The organism is Pareuzebyella sediminis (genome assembly GCF_008367235.1).
Classification (GTDB): domain Bacteria; phylum Bacteroidota; class Bacteroidia; order Flavobacteriales; family Flavobacteriaceae; genus Pareuzebyella; species Pareuzebyella sediminis.
In genome coordinates this window covers 926900-944803 of the sequence record NZ_VTZS01000002.1, presented here as the reverse complement: position 1 = coordinate 944803, position 17904 = coordinate 926900, and the positions used below count along the sequence as shown (strand labels likewise).

The following is a 17904-nucleotide window of genomic DNA, read 5'->3' as shown; positions in this document are numbered from 1 at the left end:
ATGACCAAGATTCTTCTGCTTTCAGATACCCATTCATTTATGGATAGTACCATTCTTAAATATGCCCGTCAAGCAGATGAAATATGGCATGCCGGTGATATAGGAAATTTGTCGGTAATTGATAGTTTACAGAAAATAGGCCCCGTAAGAGCCGTTTTCGGAAATATCGATGATCATATCATTCAAAAAGAATTTCCCCTAAACCAGCGTTTTTTTTGTGAAGGGGTTGACGTGCTGATGACACATATTGGAGGCTACCCCCCTAAATATAACTCAAGGACCAAAACCCTTATCGATGAAAATCCGCCGAAGCTTTTCATATGTGGGCACTCCCATATCCTAAAGGTTATGATGGATCAAAAAAGAGATGTGCTACATATGAATCCCGGGGCGTGCGGAAAGAATGGTTTTCATCAAGTACGGACCATGTTACGATTCACTATCGATGATAAGGATATTAAAAACCTTGAAGTTGTCGAATTAGGAAAGCGCTAATAGCGCCTAATTTAATATGAAAAAGGGGACGTCCCCACGACATCCCCTTTTAATTTGCTTTGTTCTGTCGTTTAGTTCAAACAGAACAATTAACCTACTTATGAGACCGCAATTTCGATAATAACCACATCTAAAAATAGCGCGATTCACATAAAAAATAATCTAATCGATAAATACAATCGTAGATGGCCGACCCTCAACCTCATTTTTAATTTATCACGTACCCCAATAACCAATACAATAGTATGAAAACGATTACGGCACCGAAACAGCCACATTTTCCACCACCAATTTTTTTAGCGCCCCAACCTGCTAAAAGGGCTCTTACTATTTTTTTCATACTTATTCTCTTTTATTAAAAACCTCATTGATTTAGGCAACTGGGATCATCTTTCTGTACCTACTAAAAAATTTCTTGTTTTAAATGTAATTCAAAAGCGCAAACGATTACTAAAAAACGCTTATCGAATTAAAAGTCCCTTCTTTTGGATTATAATTTTCTGATTCAAGATAAAAACAAACATAAAAAACCCGGAAGTAGCTTCCGGGTTTCTACGCACTAATACTACTAAGATATAAGGTTTAACGAAGACGATCTACAGATTTTACGAGATCTTCATCCTTTTTGATGGCCCTGTTGGCCAGGACCAGAAAAACGATAGAAACTACAGGAATCAACATCCCAATACCCTTCTCAGAGACAGCTGTCTCTCCAGATAAATTTAGTGATCGATAAACGAAAAATCCTAGTAAAAAAAGATTCAATATGAGATTCAATCTGTTCAGCACAAATTGATTTTTTCGATTCTTAAAAAGCAACATGGCTACTAGGGCCAATATTGCCGAGATATAAAAAACAACGGATACCAGAATCTCGTTTTGGGCATAAATCTCTGTACCTTCCGCATTGGACCAAAGATTCACCCAGAAAGGGAGAATTCCCGAAATCAGTATGACGATAAGTAAATAAATGGTCTGTATTCTCTGAATCATTGCTTAAAAGGCATTTCGGTGTGCAAAAATAGGGTCTTTTTCAAAAAAATAGGTGTAATACTGAAAATAATTTGTATTATTGCTACGTTATTAGTTATAGCACTTACCCAGTGGGAAATCTTTCCCTAGTAATACCCGAATAACAATACACTTCTTACAATTTACAAAGACTTATAATTTATACCACACACTTAATGTTTGAAATTTCAGATTTAAAAGCAAAAAAGCTGCCTGAACTTCAGGAAATTGCAAAAGGCCTCAATGTACCTAAATACAAGACCCAAAAGAAATTGGACTTGGTGTATCAAATCCTTGATGTACAGGCCTCCAATCCAAAGGTAGTAGCCGAAGTTATTGTCCCAAAAACAGAAGAAAAGCCCAAGCCAAGAACTTCTAGGGCAAGAGCAAGCAAGGAAAGTAAAAAACCGAACAACTCGACTGAAGCTGCATCTGATAATTCCGGTTCTGATAGCAAAAAGTCGAGCTCCAACACGAAAAGTCAAAATACCAATACTCAAGGTCAAAGTCCTGAAGCGAAAAAGACCAGAACGAAGTCGAAAAATTCAAATCAGCCCACAAAAGACCAAAAGAGTAATCAAGGCCACAAAAACCAAAATTCGACCAATACGAATAAGGGCCATCGCCATCAAAAAAACAATCACGACAAAAGCAATTTTGATAAAGATCTCAAGAACCGATATAAAGAACCTGAGTTCGAATTCGATAGCATTATTGAAAGTGAGGGTGTTCTCGACATTATGCAGGACGGATATGGCTTTTTGAGATCATCGGACTATAATTACCTTTCGTCTCCCGATGATATCTACGTCTCCCAATCACAAATACGGCTATTTGGCCTAAAGACGGGAGATACTGTCTTAGGTAATGTGCGGCCCCCAAAGGAAGGTGAAAAGTACTTTCCACTCATTAAAGTCAATAAAATCAACGGCATAGACCCACAAGTCGTACGCGATAGGGTGTCTTTTGAGCACCTTACACCGTTGTTCCCGCAAGAGAAGTTTAGCATTGCTGACCGCCAGAGCAACATCTCTACCCGAATCATGGATTTGTTCTCGCCCATTGGAAAAGGGCAAAGGGGTATGATCGTATCACAACCTAAAACGGGAAAAACGATGTTATTGAAAGCTATTGCGAATGCCATAGCCGCCAACCATCCCGAAGTTTACCAAATCATACTTTTGATCGATGAGCGTCCGGAAGAGGTTACCGATATGCAGCGCAATGTGCGTGGTGAAGTCGTTGCTTCTACTTTCGACAAAGAGGCTACCGAACATGTTCGTGTGGCCAACATTGTATTGGAAAAAGCAAAAAGACTAGTCGAATGCGGGCACGACGTCGTCATACTTCTAGATTCGATTACACGCCTTGCTCGGGCTTACAATACGGTACAACCGGCATCTGGTAAGGTACTGAGTGGTGGTGTCGACGCCAATGCACTGCATAAGCCGAAACGCTTTTTCGGTGCCGCAAGGAATATTGAGGGTGGCGGTTCACTTTCTATAATAGCCACTGCATTGACCGAGACCGGATCAAAAATGGATGAGGTTATTTTCGAGGAATTTAAAGGAACAGGTAATATGGAACTGCAACTGGACCGCAAAATATCGAACAGAAGGATTTTTCCCGCTATCGACCTCACCTCCTCAAGTACGCGTAGGGACGATCTATTGCATGATGAAAATACCGTTCAACGTATGTGGATACTACGCAAATACTTGGCCGACATGAACCCTGTTGAAGCCATGGAATTCATAGAACAGCGTATCAAACAAACGAAAAACAACGAAGAGTTCTTGATGACCATGAATCAATAACCATGTAATGGCATAGAATGCCAATGATTAAATAACAAAAATCCTGAATAGTACTTCAATGAGTATTATTCGGGATTTTTTTGTGCTATTTCTATTGAGCCAGAAAAAAAGACCGCTATTTAACGGTACTTTTTTTCATAACCCTCGACCTATTCCTATAATAGCTAACAGACAGCCCATTCAAAAAATGTAACCGAATTCTTAAGAATTAATTACGTAGTATCGGTATTTTAATATCTTTATAGCGCAAAAGTTAACGTCCCCCCAAAACTTTGCAAGAACATTTCTATACAACCAGTAAAACTTATTTCATGAAAAATGCAAAGAAAATCACATGCCTCGGTACTATCGTTCTTTTTTTACTCTTGATTTCTAGTTGTGGGGTAGACACCAAACAAACTACACCTTGCCCTGAATGCCCCTGTGTTGAAGCAGATGAAACCTATGACCAAGGTATTATTTTTCCTGAAGAAGCCCGCCAGCTTTATGTCAACTACGAAAAACGTAGGGTTAATCTTATTCAAGAATATGAAGATAGTTTGGATGAGAAAGAACAAGGTAAGATGCAAAATGGTCAAGAATCCAATACCGCCGATTCCAATGGCTCCAAATTCGATGTCGCACGATATGTGTACTATGACTATGAAGATTTGAAAAAATACATGGCCTACATCGAGAACGAGGCGAAACTATCTGGGGAGAAACTGACTACTCTTCGCTTTTATTTTGCAAATTATCCTAATGATGAGAAATTTCCTGACGGCAAGGCTGTGGTACATCCCCGTCAGAATTCGATTATGATGTCTCCCACCATTCAACGTGATGGTAAAGAATATATATTCTATACGGAAGATGCGCAAGATGGTAAGCGCAGAGCTGTATTGCTGGCGAATGACTTTCAAAGAAGAAAAGGAGAAGGCACAAATGAAAAAAGCCAGGCCGAATCGAAAAGCGAAGCCTCTTTAGCCCCCAGTTTCGCATCTCCGGCACCTGTATTCGCCGATAGAAGTACTACAAAGAACGAAGGAAGTTCTGCACCGCCGCCATACTAAAAGTTAACGGCCATAGATACATCGACTTATGCTAAGGTATTTCTTGGAAAATGCTTATGTACCCCTTTACGGTATCACTTTTCTATTGTCACTATATCGTTATTCGAAATATTTCGACACCAAACTAAAGTACCTCCCCATCATTTTCATTTACACTTTTTTAAATGAGATGTTGGGAAGTCTTATTTTTGAATATCCTGAATACCGTTTTTTTGGTAGCGATGCCTTGGCATTTTACAACATGGTCATCTATAACATTTATAACGTTATTTTTTGTCTTTACTTTTTTCGTATTTATACATTTTATCTCGACAATGAAAAGATAAAGATAGGTATCCAATATGCCAGTATTGCCTTTCTGATTGTCGCCACTTTAAACCCTTTTTATGAGGACTTTGTAACCTCTTCTCAAACCGCAACCTATGTAGTGGGAGGGCTTATTATTTTGGTTTGTTCGACTTTGTATTTAAGGCAAATTTTCACCACTAAAAACGAAATACCCTGGAAAAACGATCTTTTATTCTGGATTAGCTTAGGACTCTTCGTTTTCTATGCTGGATACCTTCCCATCAAAATATTGAGGTTTTACCACTCCATATATAACATCACAGAAGGTACACATGTACGCCTGACCCATTTGAGTTTGATCGTGATCATGTATCTCTTGATCATCATAGGGTTCCTAAGAATGAGAAGAAGACTGCCACGGTAGGCCATTTAGGTTACCCTGGCCTAAATAAAAAAGGCCCCGATAGTAAGTTAAACTAGCGGGGCCTTTTTTTTACAATTATATTTTCTATAAAGCGTTGACGTGCTTCGCCAATTTACTTTTCAGGTTAGCGGCCTTATTTGCATGAATGATATTTCGCTTGGCCAAACGATCGACCATGCTGATAACACTAGGCAACAAAGCCTCAGCATCCTTCTTGTTTTCTTCAGACCTTAATTTCTTGATTGCATTACGGGCTGTTTTATGTTGGTAACGATTGCGAAGACGTACCGCTTCGTTTCTTCTGATTCTCTTTAATGCCGACTTGTGATTTGCCATTTCTTATTACAAATTAATTAAATACTTCTGCACCGATCCTTCTCGAACTTTTGTAGCCCGTAGGGGAATCGAACCCCTGTTACCAGGATGAAAACCTGGCGTCCTAACCCCTAGACGAACGGGCCGTAAATTGGTCAATGATTGTATTCAACCACTAACCAAGAACAATGAACTCCAAACTTAAAAGTAGCCCGTAGGGGAATCGAACCCCTGTTACCAGGATGAAAACCTGGCGTCCTAACCCCTAGACGAACGGGCCATTATATTATCAAAACGCCATCACGAAGCTATCAATTGGAAATCAATACCTTTCAGCGCGGGTGCAAAAATACAATTATTTTTTACTATCGCAACACCTACATATTTTTTTTTAATATGCTTTGGCAAACAGCACCCTTTCCTTTGATGGTTTTCCTGTAACCATGCACTTTCCTTCTTCCGTTTTGAACCCAAAAGGAATACAACGTATCGTAGCCTTTGTCTCTTCCTTTATACGATCTTCCGTCTCCATGGTTCCATCCCAATGCGCAGCAACAAACCCTCCTTTTTTCTCGATGATCTGCTTGAACTCATCGTATGTATCCACTTCGGTCATATGAGCGACCCTATAGTCGTTCGCTTTCTTATAAATATTTTGCTGAATATCTTCTAAAAGAAATTCAATTTTGGCGACCACCTCTTCCGAAGGTATTGTTTCTTTTTTCAACGTATCCCTACGAGCCACCTCATAAGTTCCGTTGGCCAGGTCGCGCTGTCCGATTGCCAAACGTACGGGCACCCCTTTTAATTCATACTCGTTGAATTTAAATCCGGGCTTATGGGTGTCTCGATCATCAAATTTCACCGATATACCTTTACTCCGTAGCTCCTTGACCAAGGGGCCCACTTTCTCCGAAATTTCATCAAGTTGCTCAACACCTTTATATATCGGTACGATTACCACTTGAATAGGAGCTAATTTTGGCGGTAAAACCAGACCGTTATCATCGCTATGGGTCATGATCAATGCCCCCATCAGCCTTGTAGACACTCCCCAAGAAGTGGCCCAAACATATTCTTGTTTTCCTTCTTTTGAAGCGAACTTCACATCAAAAGCCTTGGCAAAATTTTGACCTAGAAAATGCGATGTACCTGCCTGAAGTGCTTTTCCGTCTTGCATTAAAGCCTCGATACAATAGGTCTCTATGGCACCCGCAAAACGTTCACTCTCGGTTTTCAATCCTTTTATTACGGGCATAGCCATATGATTCTCCGCGAAATCAGCATATACGTTCATCATTCTTTCGGCCTCTTCGATCGCCTCATTTTCGGTGGCGTGCGCCGTATGCCCTTCTTGCCATAAAAACTCCGCCGTTCTGAGAAAAAGTCGTGTACGCATTTCCCATCGTACAACGTTGGCCCATTGGTTGATCAACAAGGGTAGATCTCTATATGATTGAATCCATCTCCTATAGGTGTCCCATATAATAGTTTCGGAGGTAGGCCTCACTATGAGTTCTTCTTCAAGCTTAGCTTCCGGGTCTACCACGATACCAGATCCATCTTCCGAATTTTTCAGACGATAATGGGTAACCACTGCACATTCTTTGGCAAAACCTTCCACATGGCTAGCCTCTTTGCTCAAATATGATTTAGGAATGAAAAGAGGAAAGTAGGCATTTTCATGGCCCGTTTCCTTAAACATCTTGTCAAGCCCTGCCTGCATCTTCTCCCATATGGCATAACCGTAGGGTTTAATCACCATACATCCCCGAACTCCTGAATTTTCAGCCAAATCGGCTTTCACTACGAGTTCATTATACCATTTGGAATAGTCTTCACTGCGCTTCGTCAAATTTTTACCCATTACCTGTAGTTTGGCACAAATCTTGTGATTATGTAATCAAAATGATTGGGTAAAACTACTTATTTTTAAAATGTTCAACAATAAAATTTACAACCATGATATATTCGCTACCCCTTCCTAAAATTCGCTTGACGGCCTTAGCTGCCCTAACGGGTATCTTATTGGCTTCCTGTGGTTCTTACCAATCGGCTTCATACTATGATAACGATGGGATTTATGGTGGTGACCCTCGGGTTTCCGTTGAAAGAGCACCCCAGCAAAGTCAGGTCGAAGATTCAAAGGATAATACCTATGCTACTTATTTTGGAGAACAGGCCGAGCAGTATGACCAACTTTTGGAGGGTGAAATCTTCACCGATATAGACTCCTATTCAAGCTCCAACGGTGTGGAAAACGATAGTATCACAGAGGGCCAGTTAACGGATTATTACAAAAACAATAATGACTATGCCGGTTATGCGGCATGGGGCGATAATGCCACAAACGTTAATATCAATATTTACGATAACAATTGGGGGTATGGTTGGGCTTCGCCTTGGCTATGGAACAATTGGGGCTGGGGAGGATATTATGGTTACGGATGGGGATGGAACAGTCCTTGGAGGTACCGCTACAATCCATGGTGGGGCTGGGGAAGCCCCTATGGTTACGGCTATGCCGGATACTACGGATTTGGCTGGGGAGCTTGGGGAGGATACTACGGCACTTGGTGCCCCCCTTACGGATACTACAGAGGGTATAATAACTATACCTATCGAAATCGAGGGTTTGCCTATAATTCCAGTCGAAGAGGCTACTATAGAAACACGAATACAATTGCTGGAAATAATTCAAATGTTGCTGCTTTAAGGGGAAGGTCAAACCGAAACCTCGACAGGGCTGTATCCCGATACACAACGCGTACGTCCAGGTCGGCGGCGAGCAGAAGCAATGCCACGCGAAGTGCACGTGATTATACAAGCGGAAGCACTGCATCAAGAAGAACAGTGGGCGTTGACCGCAATCAGGCCTACAGAACCAGTAGAAGTACTCGGGCCACCCCTCAATACAATAGATCATCGCGAAGCGGCCAGACCTATAGAAGCTCTTCTCCAAGAACAAGTACTTATAGGAGTTCTTCTCCAAGAACAAGTACCTACAGAAGTTCTTCACCTAGAACAAGCACGTATAGAAGTTCTGGAAGCAGAAGCAGCAATACCTATAGCCGAAGTAGTAGAAGCGCTACACCAAGAACGAGCAACTATAGATCATCAAGCAGCTCTAGAAGCAGTGGCAGTACCTATAGAAGTTCTGGACGCAGTAGTAGTGTTTCAAGAAGTTCAGGAAGTTATAGAAGTTCCGGTAGCTCAGGAAGGTCTTCCGCTGGATCAAGGTCAAGTTCTTCTTCAAGTGGACGAAGAAACTAAATCTGAAATCATCATTAATTTACCTTAAAAGTATCAACAATGAAAAGTTATTTTACTTTCATCATGCTATTGGCATGCGCATTGGCAAATGCACAAAATATTGATGATGTACTAAGATACAGCACCGAAAACTTGCAGGGTACTGCCCGTTTTCAGGGAATGGGAGGTGCTTTTGGAGCGTTGGGGGGAGACCTATCGGCCCTGAACATCAATCCCGCTGGAAGTGCGGTATTCAACAACAGCCTTTTTACGGTTTCAGGAAGCCATTATAATCGCAATAATCAGGCAGATTACTCGGGAACGAATACTCAGAGCACTTCAAATTATCTTGATATAAATCAAGTCGGGGGTGCTTTGGTATTCAAGACCACCGACCCCAATTCGAACTGGGGGAAGATCGCCTTGGCCATTAATTACGATGTGGTTCAAGACTTTGACAACGAAACTTTAATAATGGGAAGGGGTAGCGAAGGTGTAGATAATTATTTCTTGAATTTTGCCGATGGGGTTAGATTAGAACCTTTAAAGCTTCAACAAGGAGAAAGTATTCGTGATGCATATCTCGATATTGGGGCCACCGCAGGACTAGGTTATACCGCTCAACAGGCATTTTTAGGATTTCAGTCCGGTATCATTGAACCTGTGGAAGATGCCCAAGACAACACGGCTTACTTCTCCAATGCAAACTACACGCAACTCGATCAGCGTTTTAACCAAATTGTCTCTGGATACAACAGTAAGTTCACTGTAAATGGCGCTACGGAGTATGCAGGAATATTCAATTTCGGGGCTTCTATGAATTTTCACACTATCTCGTATACTAGGGTCAATGAATACGATGAGAATAGTTTCGATTCAGGTTCCGCAATTCAAAATATAGTCTTTGACAATCTATTGAACACCGAAGGTACTGGATTTTCATTCAGTGTGGGAGCTATTGCCCAACTCAACGAGGTTTTGCGTATAGGAGGTAGTTATCAATCGCCTACATGGTATCGATTGACCGATAACTTTTCGCAGTCCGTAAATTCTGATTTTCCCGATAAAAATCCCGATATACGTGATATCGATTTCGGTCTGACTACAATTTTTGACTATCAGATAAAAACACCTGGGAAACTTACGGGTAGCGTGGCGGCTGTATTCGGTAAAAGCGGGCTTTTGAGTTTCGACTACGGGTACCAAGATATGTCACAAGCACAATTGAGACCGACAAGCGATTTAGGATTCGCTTCCGAGAATGATTTTATATCCGATAATTTGGGAGGCGTTTCCTCTTTTAGGGTCGGTGGGGAGTACCGAATCAAACGAATTAGCTTAAGGGGCGGATACCGTTATGAACAAAGTCCCTACGAAGATGGAAACATTGTAGGTGATCTTACTGGTATCTCAGCGGGTATAGGTTTCGCCTTTGGTGGTAGCCGGCTAGACCTCGCGATCAATCGAACCGAAAGGGATGTACTGCAATATTTTTTTGATTCTGGAATCGGCACCCCCGCTGTATTGAATAATGTGAATACAAATCTGAGCCTAGGGTATACCTTGAACTTCTAACTCTATGAAAAAGAAAATAGGCTTAAAAAGGTCCGGTAGCTTACCGGGCCTTTATCTTTTTAGGGAGAAGTGTGTTTTGGTATTCCTGGCCACTATGATTCCGTTTTCTTGCTCGCCATATTCCAATCGGAACCAATAGTCCGTCGAAGGTAAGGGGCGGCCATTATACATCCCATCCCAGTCAAGACCTACGTTCAATTGAGCTAGAAGCTTTCCATATCGGTCAAAAACGAACACCACAGGATCCGTCAAAATCTCTATTCCCTTAATATTCCAAGTATCATTGGCTCCATCATTATTAGGTGTAAAGAACTTCGGATAGCCAAGCACCAAAAACTCTATCGGTTCGGTAATACCACAGCCATTTTTATCATTGATAACCACGGTATTCGTACCAGGAGGCACATCGTTAAAAACAGGATCATCTTGAAATTCCCCATCATTAATAGCATACTCATAGTCACCATCTCCCTGAACAAAAATTTCAATATTGTTCCTATCTGGATTCAGCGACAAATTTGTGTTTAGAAGATCGACCCTGTCCAATACCGGAATGCCGTAATAAGTAATCAAAATATCATCCGTAATATGTCCGAAGCTCGTTTCAATATCAACAAAATATCGTCCGGAATTGGGGCTAGAAACCATGAATTCGGTTGCCGAGGGAGCAGCGGCCAGTTGCTGGTCTATAGTGCCATCATCTTCATAGTCGACCGACCATGTAACATTCACAATATCAGGACCTGCCGGAGAGTTCAAAACACTTAATGGAATATCCGGGTCACCCTCGCAAGCTACAATATCCAATCCTAGAAATTCATCGCGTAAGGTACAGTCTAAAGCATTGTTTTGATCCGCATTCACAGAACTTCCTGTAAAAGTCAACATAAACGGCTCAGGGTCACCATCAAAGTTGGTGTTGAAGTTATTAATAAGTATATAGTAGATTTCTCCAGGCTGAACATCGAGCCACTCGTCGTACGTATTTAGATTTTGGGTGGTTGAAGTTGTCCCGACCTGACCACTTTCAGGGTTTATTCCCAACCCCGTAAACCGTGTTTCGTTAACTTCATAATTACACCGAATAGGTTGGGCAGTGCCATTGGAAATATCAGCGCAATCTACATCAGGTCCGTAGACGGCAAAATCCCATTCAGCGGTAGGAGTTCCCGATCCACTTGCTGGCAATGCCTCAATATCAAAGCCTAATTGCCCACCAGTTCCGGCCCTAAAGACAAACCAAGAAGTATTGTGTTCGATATTAGCGTTGCTTACACTACCCTTTTCCAAGCATCCTGACTCTCTAATAACCTCTGGATCGAAATCATCGATATCCCCACTGCCGTCAGCGAGACCCATTATAGGAGCGTCGGCACATACTGGAATAGCGGTACGACAATCCGGAGAGTTCTGTGCATATATCCCTAGGCAACAAAAAAATACTAAATATACGGCGTAGCGTATGGGGCGCATAAGATTTGGGGTATATTATACTACTTAGGTATAACTCCCACATCGTTTTTTTAGTATGTTCAGCGATAAAAAAAGACAGTTTATCGACTATATCATCGGATTAATCCTGTCTAAAAACATCTCAACGGTACCCAAATTCAAGAATGGGATGACGGCAGACCCTAAATCTCTATTTTTTAGCGCTTTAGGGCAAAATGATTATTGACATATTTAGCTACGTTAGTTTGTCCGTTGTCGTTTGTGTAGGTCAATTTAAACCAATAATCGGTTTCGGGAAGTGGTTTACCGTTCAAGGTTCCATCCCAACCTGAACTTCCTTGACCGAGTTGGGCCAAGAGCTTTCCAAAGCGATCATAGATTAAAATTGTCGGTGAGACCAAATTATCGATCCCCGTGATATTCCAAAAGTCATTGGATCCGTCACCGTTTGGAGTAAAAAATCTTGGAAACCCAACTACTACAATATCTTCACTGACCGCACCACAGCCTATGAGGTCATTTACTGTGATACGATGGGCACCGGGTTCAACTCCATAAAACCTGTTTCCTTTCTGAAACGCACCTCCATCGAGCTGATATTCGAATCTTTCTGGTGATTCGGTAATTACCGTAACGGTATTGTTGTTTTTTAGGTCATCTATTTCAATATCCATAATATTTAGAGGCAGTGAAACCAACACGGTAATAACCTGTGTAGTAGAACAGCTAAACCCCGATTGGGTATGGGTAACCGTAACAGAATAACTACCAGCTTGGGAAACTTCTATGCTTGGAGTGGTATCGCCAGTATCCCACGAATACGAATAATTCAGATTAGGGCTAGTATCACCGATAGTGACCGAGCTCGATTGACAGAGAAACTCCTCTATGGGAAAATTAATAACAGGGGTGTCTAAATTTATGAGTTGAAAGCTTTGTGATGTATCGTAACATTTTGGGTTGTTTACAGAGGTAAGCCTAACAAAGATAGTTTGGGTTCCAGGTTCCGGCATAAATTGCTTTGAAAGAAAATTGATGCCGCTATTAGCATCGATTAAAGAACCGTAATAGCTGACTATATATTCACTGGCCGCTTGACTCCCCAATACTTCGATATCTTTCTGTGCCAAGTCATATTCGCCCTCCCCGGAGCACGAAAAATCATCGGCAACCGAATGGGCAATTGGCATTGGGGAAAAAGCCACTTGAACCTCGCTAATAATATTACCCGATGGTCTAACCACCTCAACACGGTATTGGCCTGCAGACAATGCCTGAAGCGTTTCATTATGTGAGCCCACAATTTGAGTAAAACCACTACCTTGGTCTACGAACCAGTTATATGTAGTTGCGTTGGAAGTGGTTGCATCGAGTATCACGGCACTGCCTTCACAGGCTGACACCGGTGGCCCCAATAAATTGCTAATAATAGAACAATCAAGAGCATCATAGGGGTTGGTAACAAAAATCTGACCTGAGAACTGAATAGAAAAACCCGAATTGCTATTACTGAAATTATTGATGAGCAGATAGTATTCCTCTCCTGGGCTTACTTGTAACCAATCTTCATACTGTACATTCATAGATTCACCTGAGGGATCTTCCCCTACCCCGATAAACCTATTTTCATCTTGATTATCGAAAAAATTACAGCGTACCGGTTCTCCCAGATTATTACAATCATTGGCCATATACAGCGCAAAATCCCAGTCTTCGGTAGTATCAATACCTATGTTAAAACCCAACTGACCCGACGCACCTGTTCGAAAACGATACCAGGCCGAATTTGACTCTATAGAACCACTGAGGGTAACTTCAAGACAGCCGCTTGTGGCAGCACCCCCAAAATCGTCAACACCGAACCCCATCGTACCGCCATTAACCGGAGTATCATTACAGATAGGTACTGCATTACTACAATCTGCAGATACTTGAGCCTTAGCGCCAATACTGAGAAATAATACTAGATATAAAAATATTTGGGAATACTTCATAAGTAGGTTCAACTCTGGGGCAAGGTAAAAATAGTGGATAGCTCTTCCATCCTCCAATTTTATGTTGTGTATCACAATATATCGGGCGTAAAGTGTCATATTATGTATATCTTTGCACTCCGTTTTAGCCCATAGTTAGTATGAAAATCGACAGCACATTGGAAAAACAATTTGAAGAGACCGGCAGCGATCATTTTTCAACATCAGAGGAGACCCCTATGAGAAAAGATGCTTTTGTCTTGAACGACGCAGAAAAGATTGTCCGTATCACTGAAAACATTCGTGAGGTCATGCTCACTTTAGGTCTTGATCTCGACGATGACAGCCTCAAGGGTACGCCAAATAGAGTGGCCAAAATGTTCGTAAGTGAAGTATTTGGAGGACTACACCCAGACCGGAAACCAAAATCGTCAACCTTTAAAAATAAATACAAGTATGGTGAAATGTTGGTGGAAAAGAACATAACCCTTTATTCCACTTGCGAGCACCATTTACTGCCTATAGTGGGCAAGGCACACATTGCCTATATTTCAAGCGGTAGCGTGGTGGGGCTTTCGAAAATGAACCGTATCGTTGACTATTTTGCGAAAAGACCTCAGGTACAAGAACGTTTAACCATTCAAATTGTCAGGGAATTGCAACAGGTTTTGAAAACCGAAGATGTAGCCTGTGTTATTGATGCCAAACATCTATGTGTTAATTCCCGGGGCATACGCGATATTGAGAGCAGTACGGTAACCGCCGAGTATGGGGGGAAATTCAAAGAAGAAGCCTCACGTCGCGAGTTCTTGGATTACCTAAATCTTGATACCAACTTCTAATCGTTGATTATCGCATGCAACTGTATCAAAGCCAAAAGCTAAAAGTCCACAATTCCCTCACCGGAAAAAAAGAAGTGCTCGAACCCTTAAACGAAGGACATATCGGAATGTATGTCTGCGGCCCGACCGTATATAGCAATGTGCATTTGGGCAACTGCCGCACCTTTATGTCTTTCGATATGATTTTTAGGTATTTACGCCACTTAGGCTATAAGGTACGCTATGTGCGAAATATTACCGATGCCGGACATTTGGTCGACGATGCCGAGGATGGAGAGGATAAAATCGCAAAAAAAGCGCGATTGGAACAGTTAGAACCTATGGAGGTGGTTCAACGGTATACCATCGATTTTCATAACATTCTTGAGAAGTTCAACTTATTGCCTCCAAGCATTGAACCAACAGCTACCGGACATATTATCGAACAGATAGAAATCATAAAGGATATTATAGAAAAGGGCTATGCGTACGAAATAAATGGGTCGGTCTATTTCGACGTCGTCCAATTTAGTAAAACCAATGAGTATGGCAAGCTAAGTGGTCGAAAGTTGGAAGACATGATTGCCAATACCCGCGAGCTAACGGCCCAAGATGACAAGAAGAGCCCACAAGACTTCGCACTCTGGAAAAAAGCCGAACCACAGCACATCATGCGATGGCCCTCTCCTTGGGGAGATGGTTTTCCTGGTTGGCACTTAGAATGTACTGCCATGAGCACGAAATATCTTGGAGAAACCTTTGACATTCATGGTGGTGGTATGGACTTAAAATTTCCTCACCACGAATGTGAAATTGCACAGGCAGAAGCCAGTTATGGGCATTCACCGGTCAATTATTGGTTACATGCCAACATGCTTACCATGAATGGTAGAAAAATGGCAAAATCAACAGGAAACAATATTTTGCCCGGGGAAATTTTTACAGGAGAAAATAATATTCTGAGTAAACCTTTTGCACCCACCGTAGTTCGTTTTTTTATGATGCAGGCCCATTACGCCAGTATACTCGATCTTAGCAACGACGCACTTTCGGCCTCGGAAAAAGGATTCAATCGACTTATGGAGGCACTTGACCTGCTACCAATTATTCAAAGTGGCAATAGCTCGGACTTCGACGTTTTAGATTGGAAACAACAGTGCTACGATGCCATGAACGATGATTTTAACACGCCTATTCTCATTGCGAAACTGTTCGATGCCGTAAGACATATCAACCTTATTAAAGAGGGTCATGAAACTATTACTGCGTCCGACAAAGAACTATTGGTTCAGGCCATGAACGCTTTTATTTTTGACATTTTAGGCCTCGAAAAGAAAACAGGAAGCACCGAAGATTCGAATAAACTCTCATCAGTAGTAGAAATTCTGATCGGCCTCAGAAAAGAGGCCCGGGAAAACAAAGACTTTGAAACTTCCGATAAAATTAGGGACCAATTGGCCGAATTGGGCATTCAGTTAAAGGACGGGAAAGAAGGAACAACATTTAGTCTTTCCTAAGGTATAGGCCATGTTTTTTGCACGGAAAATGAATTTGAAAAAAGTACTGATAGCACCATTCGTTATGTTGGTAAGGTTCTATCAACTAGCCATATCGCCCTATACGCCCGCAACTTGTAGATACTCGCCTACATGCTCGCAATACACGCTTGAAGCCCTTAAAAAACATGGCTTGTTCAAAGGCGGGTGGTTATCGATAAGGCGCATTTTCAGTTGCAACCCTTGGGGCGGCAAAGGATATGACCCGGTACCTTGAGCAAAGCAGGGTCAGACGTCTTCATTTTAGATAAAGGTCGTATATGAAATTAAAGCTTATGACCATTTAAAATTCAGAATCCCAATTCGATTTCCTTATCTTAGTCCTCTCAAAAATATACTACATGCACTTCTTAAGTTTTATCTGGAATCCGCACGAGACGCTTTTCACCCTCGGCCCATTACAGATCAAGTATTATAACTTACTATGGATTACTGCCTTTGCCCTAGGTTGGTTTTTAATGAAACGCATTTTTCTAAGTGAAAAGAAAACGGTAGAACAACTCGATTCATTATTTATCTACACTGTTCTAGCCACTATGTTAGGGGCACGTTTGGGGCACGTTTTTTTTTATGATTGGCCTTATTATCAAAACCATCTGATCGAAATATTATTACCCATACGCGAGAGTTCCGGCAGTGCTCTTTTTGGAATAATAAACGGATATGAATTTACCGGCTTTACAGGTTTGGCAAGCCACGGTGCAATTATAGGGGTCTTGATCGGCACGTACCTTTACTCGCGCAAATACCCTGATATGGATACCCTATGGTTGCTAGATAGAATGGTCATTCCGTTTGCAATTGGTGCCTTTTGCGTTCGTTTGGGCAACTTCTTCAATTCAGAAATCAACGGAAAGGTAACGGACGAATCTTTCGTTTTCGCAACTAAATTCATTCGTGATTCCGACGATATGCACCCCTCGAAGGCTCTTGGAATAACCAAAGAAAAAACGGTCAATGCGGCATACGATGCCTTGGAAAACAATCCGCAGTTTTCTGAATATCTTGCCCAGATACCCTACCGTCATCCAACACAATTGTACGAAGGATTTGCCTATATTTTTGTATTTATTGCACTCTACTTTCTGTACTGGAAAACAGATAAAAAGAATCAAAAAGGATTTTTATTCGGCCTATTTCTTGTCTTACTCTGGACTATAAGATTTTTTGTAGAATTTGTCAAGAAAAGTCAAGGAGGCTTTGAAGAATCTCTAGGGCTTTTATCTACAGGTCAATGGCTTAGCATTCCGTTCATTTTGATAGGACTTTATTTCATGTTCAGACCAAAAGCTAACTAGAAAATATTTCAGTAAAACGGGTTTCTTTTGCTTATCTCTTACTACCTGTACTACAGAGTTTCCCGTAAAATTATTTGAAGAATGAGGAACTTAAAAGTTATCCATTATTTGCTAATCGGCTTTATCGGTCTGCTGTCTTGCAAAGACAGTCCGAAAAAAATAATCAAAACCGAGCCGATTATCTTCAAGAAGGAAGGTGCACTACAAATTTTTGACTCAAAAAAGGATTCTTTGCTTGCCACTATTGATATTGAGATTGCCGATTCTGATTATGAAACGCAAACAGGCCTTATGTATCGAAGCGCTATGAAGCTTTCTGAGGGTATGCTGTTCATTTTCCCCGATGAGGCCATGCATTCTTTCTACATGAAAAATACCGAAATTCCCTTAGATCTCATTTTTATAAAAAAAAATCATAGCATCGCCAATATTCAAGAGAACGCCCAACCTTACGATGAATCAAGTGTCTCTTCAAAAGTACCTGTTCAATACGTTTTGGAAGTCAATGCTGGCTTGGTCGAAAAATGGGGAGTAGAGGTAGGGGATAGTATCGCCTTCGAAAAACTATAACTCTC

Annotated in this window: 17 protein-coding genes and 2 tRNA genes; 11 read left to right on the top strand and 8 right to left on the bottom strand. The window is 41.4% G+C overall.

Translation table 11 applies throughout. The features are described from left to right. Positions 1-495, top strand: coding sequence for a metallophosphoesterase family protein (locus F2B13_RS10635; RefSeq protein WP_149275054.1), 495 nt, complete (start codon positions 1-3; stop codon positions 493-495). Between the two features lie 208 nt (positions 496-703). Here the strand turns inward: F2B13_RS10635 and F2B13_RS20730 are convergent, their stop codons facing one another. Further along, positions 704-835 (bottom strand): hypothetical protein, encoded by a 132-nt coding sequence (locus F2B13_RS20730; RefSeq protein WP_262713822.1) that lies wholly within the window; start codon positions 833-835, stop codon positions 704-706. A 242-nt stretch (positions 836-1077) separates the two neighbouring features. Next, a complete protein-coding gene (locus F2B13_RS10630; protein WP_149275053.1) occupies positions 1078-1488 on the bottom strand; it encodes a DUF4293 domain-containing protein in 411 nt (136 codons plus the stop codon). Between the two features lie 194 nt (positions 1489-1682). Between F2B13_RS10630 and rho the strand changes: the two genes are divergently transcribed. From rho to F2B13_RS10615, 3 genes are all read left to right on the top strand, one after another. Then, entirely contained in the window at positions 1683-3323 is a 1641-nt protein-coding gene (gene rho / locus F2B13_RS10625; RefSeq protein WP_149304109.1) for a transcription termination factor Rho, read from the top strand. Positions 3324-3634: 311 nt separating this feature from the next. Further along, positions 3635-4375, top strand: coding sequence for a hypothetical protein (locus F2B13_RS10620; RefSeq protein WP_149275051.1), 741 nt, complete (start codon positions 3635-3637; stop codon positions 4373-4375). A gap of 28 nt (positions 4376-4403) precedes the next feature. Further along, positions 4404-5087, top strand: coding sequence for a hypothetical protein (locus F2B13_RS10615; RefSeq protein ID WP_149304108.1), 684 nt, complete (start codon positions 4404-4406; stop codon positions 5085-5087). Between the two features lie 84 nt (positions 5088-5171). Here the strand turns inward: F2B13_RS10615 and rpsT are convergent, their stop codons facing one another. The 4 genes from rpsT to proS all read right to left on the bottom strand — a co-directional run bounded on the left by rpsT (position 5172) and on the right by proS (position 7269). After that, positions 5172-5423: a 30S ribosomal protein S20 gene (gene rpsT, locus F2B13_RS10610; protein WP_149275049.1), complete on the bottom strand. Its 252-nt coding sequence runs from the start codon at positions 5421-5423 to the stop codon at positions 5172-5174. 53 nt (positions 5424-5476) lie between these two features. Then, positions 5477-5548 (bottom strand) — tRNA-Glu (locus tag F2B13_RS10605). Positions 5549-5610: 62 nt separating this feature from the next. Beyond that, positions 5611-5682 (bottom strand) — tRNA-Glu (locus F2B13_RS10600). Positions 5683-5793: 111 nt separating this feature from the next. Beyond that, positions 5794-7269, bottom strand: a complete 1476-nt coding sequence (proS, locus tag F2B13_RS10595; RefSeq protein WP_149304107.1) for a proline--tRNA ligase — start codon at positions 7267-7269, stop codon at positions 5794-5796. A 95-nt stretch (positions 7270-7364) separates the two neighbouring features. Here proS and F2B13_RS10590 point away from each other — a divergent pair, with 95 nt between their 5' ends. Then, positions 7365-8675 (top strand): hypothetical protein, encoded by a 1311-nt coding sequence (locus F2B13_RS10590; protein ID WP_149304106.1) that lies wholly within the window; start codon positions 7365-7367, stop codon positions 8673-8675. Between the two features lie 39 nt (positions 8676-8714). After that, positions 8715-10229 carry an OmpP1/FadL family transporter gene (locus F2B13_RS10585; RefSeq protein WP_149275046.1) on the top strand — a complete coding sequence of 505 codons (1515 nt, stop codon included), beginning with the start codon at positions 8715-8717 and terminating at the stop codon, positions 10227-10229. Positions 10230-10280: 51 nt separating this feature from the next. Here the strand turns inward: F2B13_RS10585 and F2B13_RS10580 are convergent, their stop codons facing one another. Both F2B13_RS10580 and F2B13_RS10575 read right to left on the bottom strand, forming a co-directional pair. Continuing rightward, complete coding sequence (locus tag F2B13_RS10580; RefSeq protein WP_149275045.1) at positions 10281-11702, bottom strand: T9SS type B sorting domain-containing protein; 1422 nt, start codon at positions 11700-11702, stop codon at positions 10281-10283. A 176-nt stretch (positions 11703-11878) separates the two neighbouring features. Next, a complete protein-coding gene (locus tag F2B13_RS10575; RefSeq protein WP_317131624.1) occupies positions 11879-13774 on the bottom strand; it encodes a T9SS type B sorting domain-containing protein in 1896 nt (631 codons plus the stop codon). A 41-nt stretch (positions 13775-13815) separates the two neighbouring features. On the opposite strand from F2B13_RS10575, the gene folE reads away from it, so the two are divergent. From folE to F2B13_RS10550, 5 genes are all read left to right on the top strand, one after another. Then, entirely contained in the window at positions 13816-14496 is a 681-nt protein-coding gene (gene folE / locus F2B13_RS10570) for a GTP cyclohydrolase I FolE (protein WP_149275044.1), read from the top strand. Between the two features lie 14 nt (positions 14497-14510). Next, positions 14511-15992: a cysteine--tRNA ligase gene (gene cysS / locus F2B13_RS10565; RefSeq protein ID WP_149275043.1), complete on the top strand. Its 1482-nt coding sequence runs from the start codon at positions 14511-14513 to the stop codon at positions 15990-15992. 28 nt (positions 15993-16020) lie between these two features. Continuing rightward, positions 16021-16248 carry a membrane protein insertion efficiency factor YidD gene (gene yidD, locus F2B13_RS10560; protein WP_149275042.1) on the top strand — a complete coding sequence of 76 codons (228 nt, stop codon included), beginning with the start codon at positions 16021-16023 and terminating at the stop codon, positions 16246-16248. Between the two features lie 124 nt (positions 16249-16372). After that, positions 16373-17329, top strand: coding sequence for a prolipoprotein diacylglyceryl transferase (gene lgt, locus F2B13_RS10555; protein WP_149275041.1), 957 nt, complete (start codon positions 16373-16375; stop codon positions 17327-17329). A gap of 81 nt (positions 17330-17410) precedes the next feature. Next, entirely contained in the window at positions 17411-17899 is a 489-nt protein-coding gene (locus tag F2B13_RS10550; RefSeq protein WP_149275040.1) for a DUF192 domain-containing protein, read from the top strand. Positions 17900-17904 lie beyond the last annotated feature (5 nt).

What these genes read in the sequence shown, in the direction of transcription:
- proS (WP_149304107.1), bottom strand. Translation starts at nt 7,269, where the DNA reads ATGGGTAAAAATTTGACGAAGCGCAGTGAAGACTATTCCAAATGGTAT.
- F2B13_RS10620 (WP_149275051.1), top strand. Translation starts at nt 3,635, where the DNA reads ATGAAAAATGCAAAGAAAATCACATGCCTCGGTACTATCGTTCTTTTT.
- yidD (WP_149275042.1), top strand. Translation starts at nt 16,021, where the DNA reads ATGAATTTGAAAAAAGTACTGATAGCACCATTCGTTATGTTGGTAAGG.
- cysS (WP_149275043.1), top strand. Translation starts at nt 14,511, where the DNA reads ATGCAACTGTATCAAAGCCAAAAGCTAAAAGTCCACAATTCCCTCACC.
- F2B13_RS10590 (WP_149304106.1), top strand. Translation starts at nt 7,365, where the DNA reads ATGATATATTCGCTACCCCTTCCTAAAATTCGCTTGACGGCCTTAGCT.
- rpsT (WP_149275049.1), bottom strand. Translation starts at nt 5,423, where the DNA reads ATGGCAAATCACAAGTCGGCATTAAAGAGAATCAGAAGAAACGAAGCG.
- rho (WP_149304109.1), top strand. Translation starts at nt 1,683, where the DNA reads ATGTTTGAAATTTCAGATTTAAAAGCAAAAAAGCTGCCTGAACTTCAG.
- F2B13_RS10575 (WP_317131624.1), bottom strand. Translation starts at nt 13,774, where the DNA reads ATGACACTTTACGCCCGATATATTGTGATACACAACATAAAATTGGAG.
- F2B13_RS20730 (WP_262713822.1), bottom strand. Translation starts at nt 835, where the DNA reads ATGAAAAAAATAGTAAGAGCCCTTTTAGCAGGTTGGGGCGCTAAAAAA.
- F2B13_RS10585 (WP_149275046.1), top strand. Translation starts at nt 8,715, where the DNA reads ATGAAAAGTTATTTTACTTTCATCATGCTATTGGCATGCGCATTGGCA.
- F2B13_RS10635 (WP_149275054.1), top strand. Translation starts at nt 1, where the DNA reads ATGACCAAGATTCTTCTGCTTTCAGATACCCATTCATTTATGGATAGT.
- lgt (WP_149275041.1), top strand. Translation starts at nt 16,373, where the DNA reads ATGCACTTCTTAAGTTTTATCTGGAATCCGCACGAGACGCTTTTCACC.
- folE (WP_149275044.1), top strand. Translation starts at nt 13,816, where the DNA reads ATGAAAATCGACAGCACATTGGAAAAACAATTTGAAGAGACCGGCAGC.
- F2B13_RS10615 (WP_149304108.1), top strand. Translation starts at nt 4,404, where the DNA reads ATGCTAAGGTATTTCTTGGAAAATGCTTATGTACCCCTTTACGGTATC.
- F2B13_RS10630 (WP_149275053.1), bottom strand. Translation starts at nt 1,488, where the DNA reads ATGATTCAGAGAATACAGACCATTTATTTACTTATCGTCATACTGATT.
- F2B13_RS10580 (WP_149275045.1), bottom strand. Translation starts at nt 11,702, where the DNA reads ATGCGCCCCATACGCTACGCCGTATATTTAGTATTTTTTTGTTGCCTA.
- F2B13_RS10550 (WP_149275040.1), top strand. Translation starts at nt 17,411, where the DNA reads ATGAGGAACTTAAAAGTTATCCATTATTTGCTAATCGGCTTTATCGGT.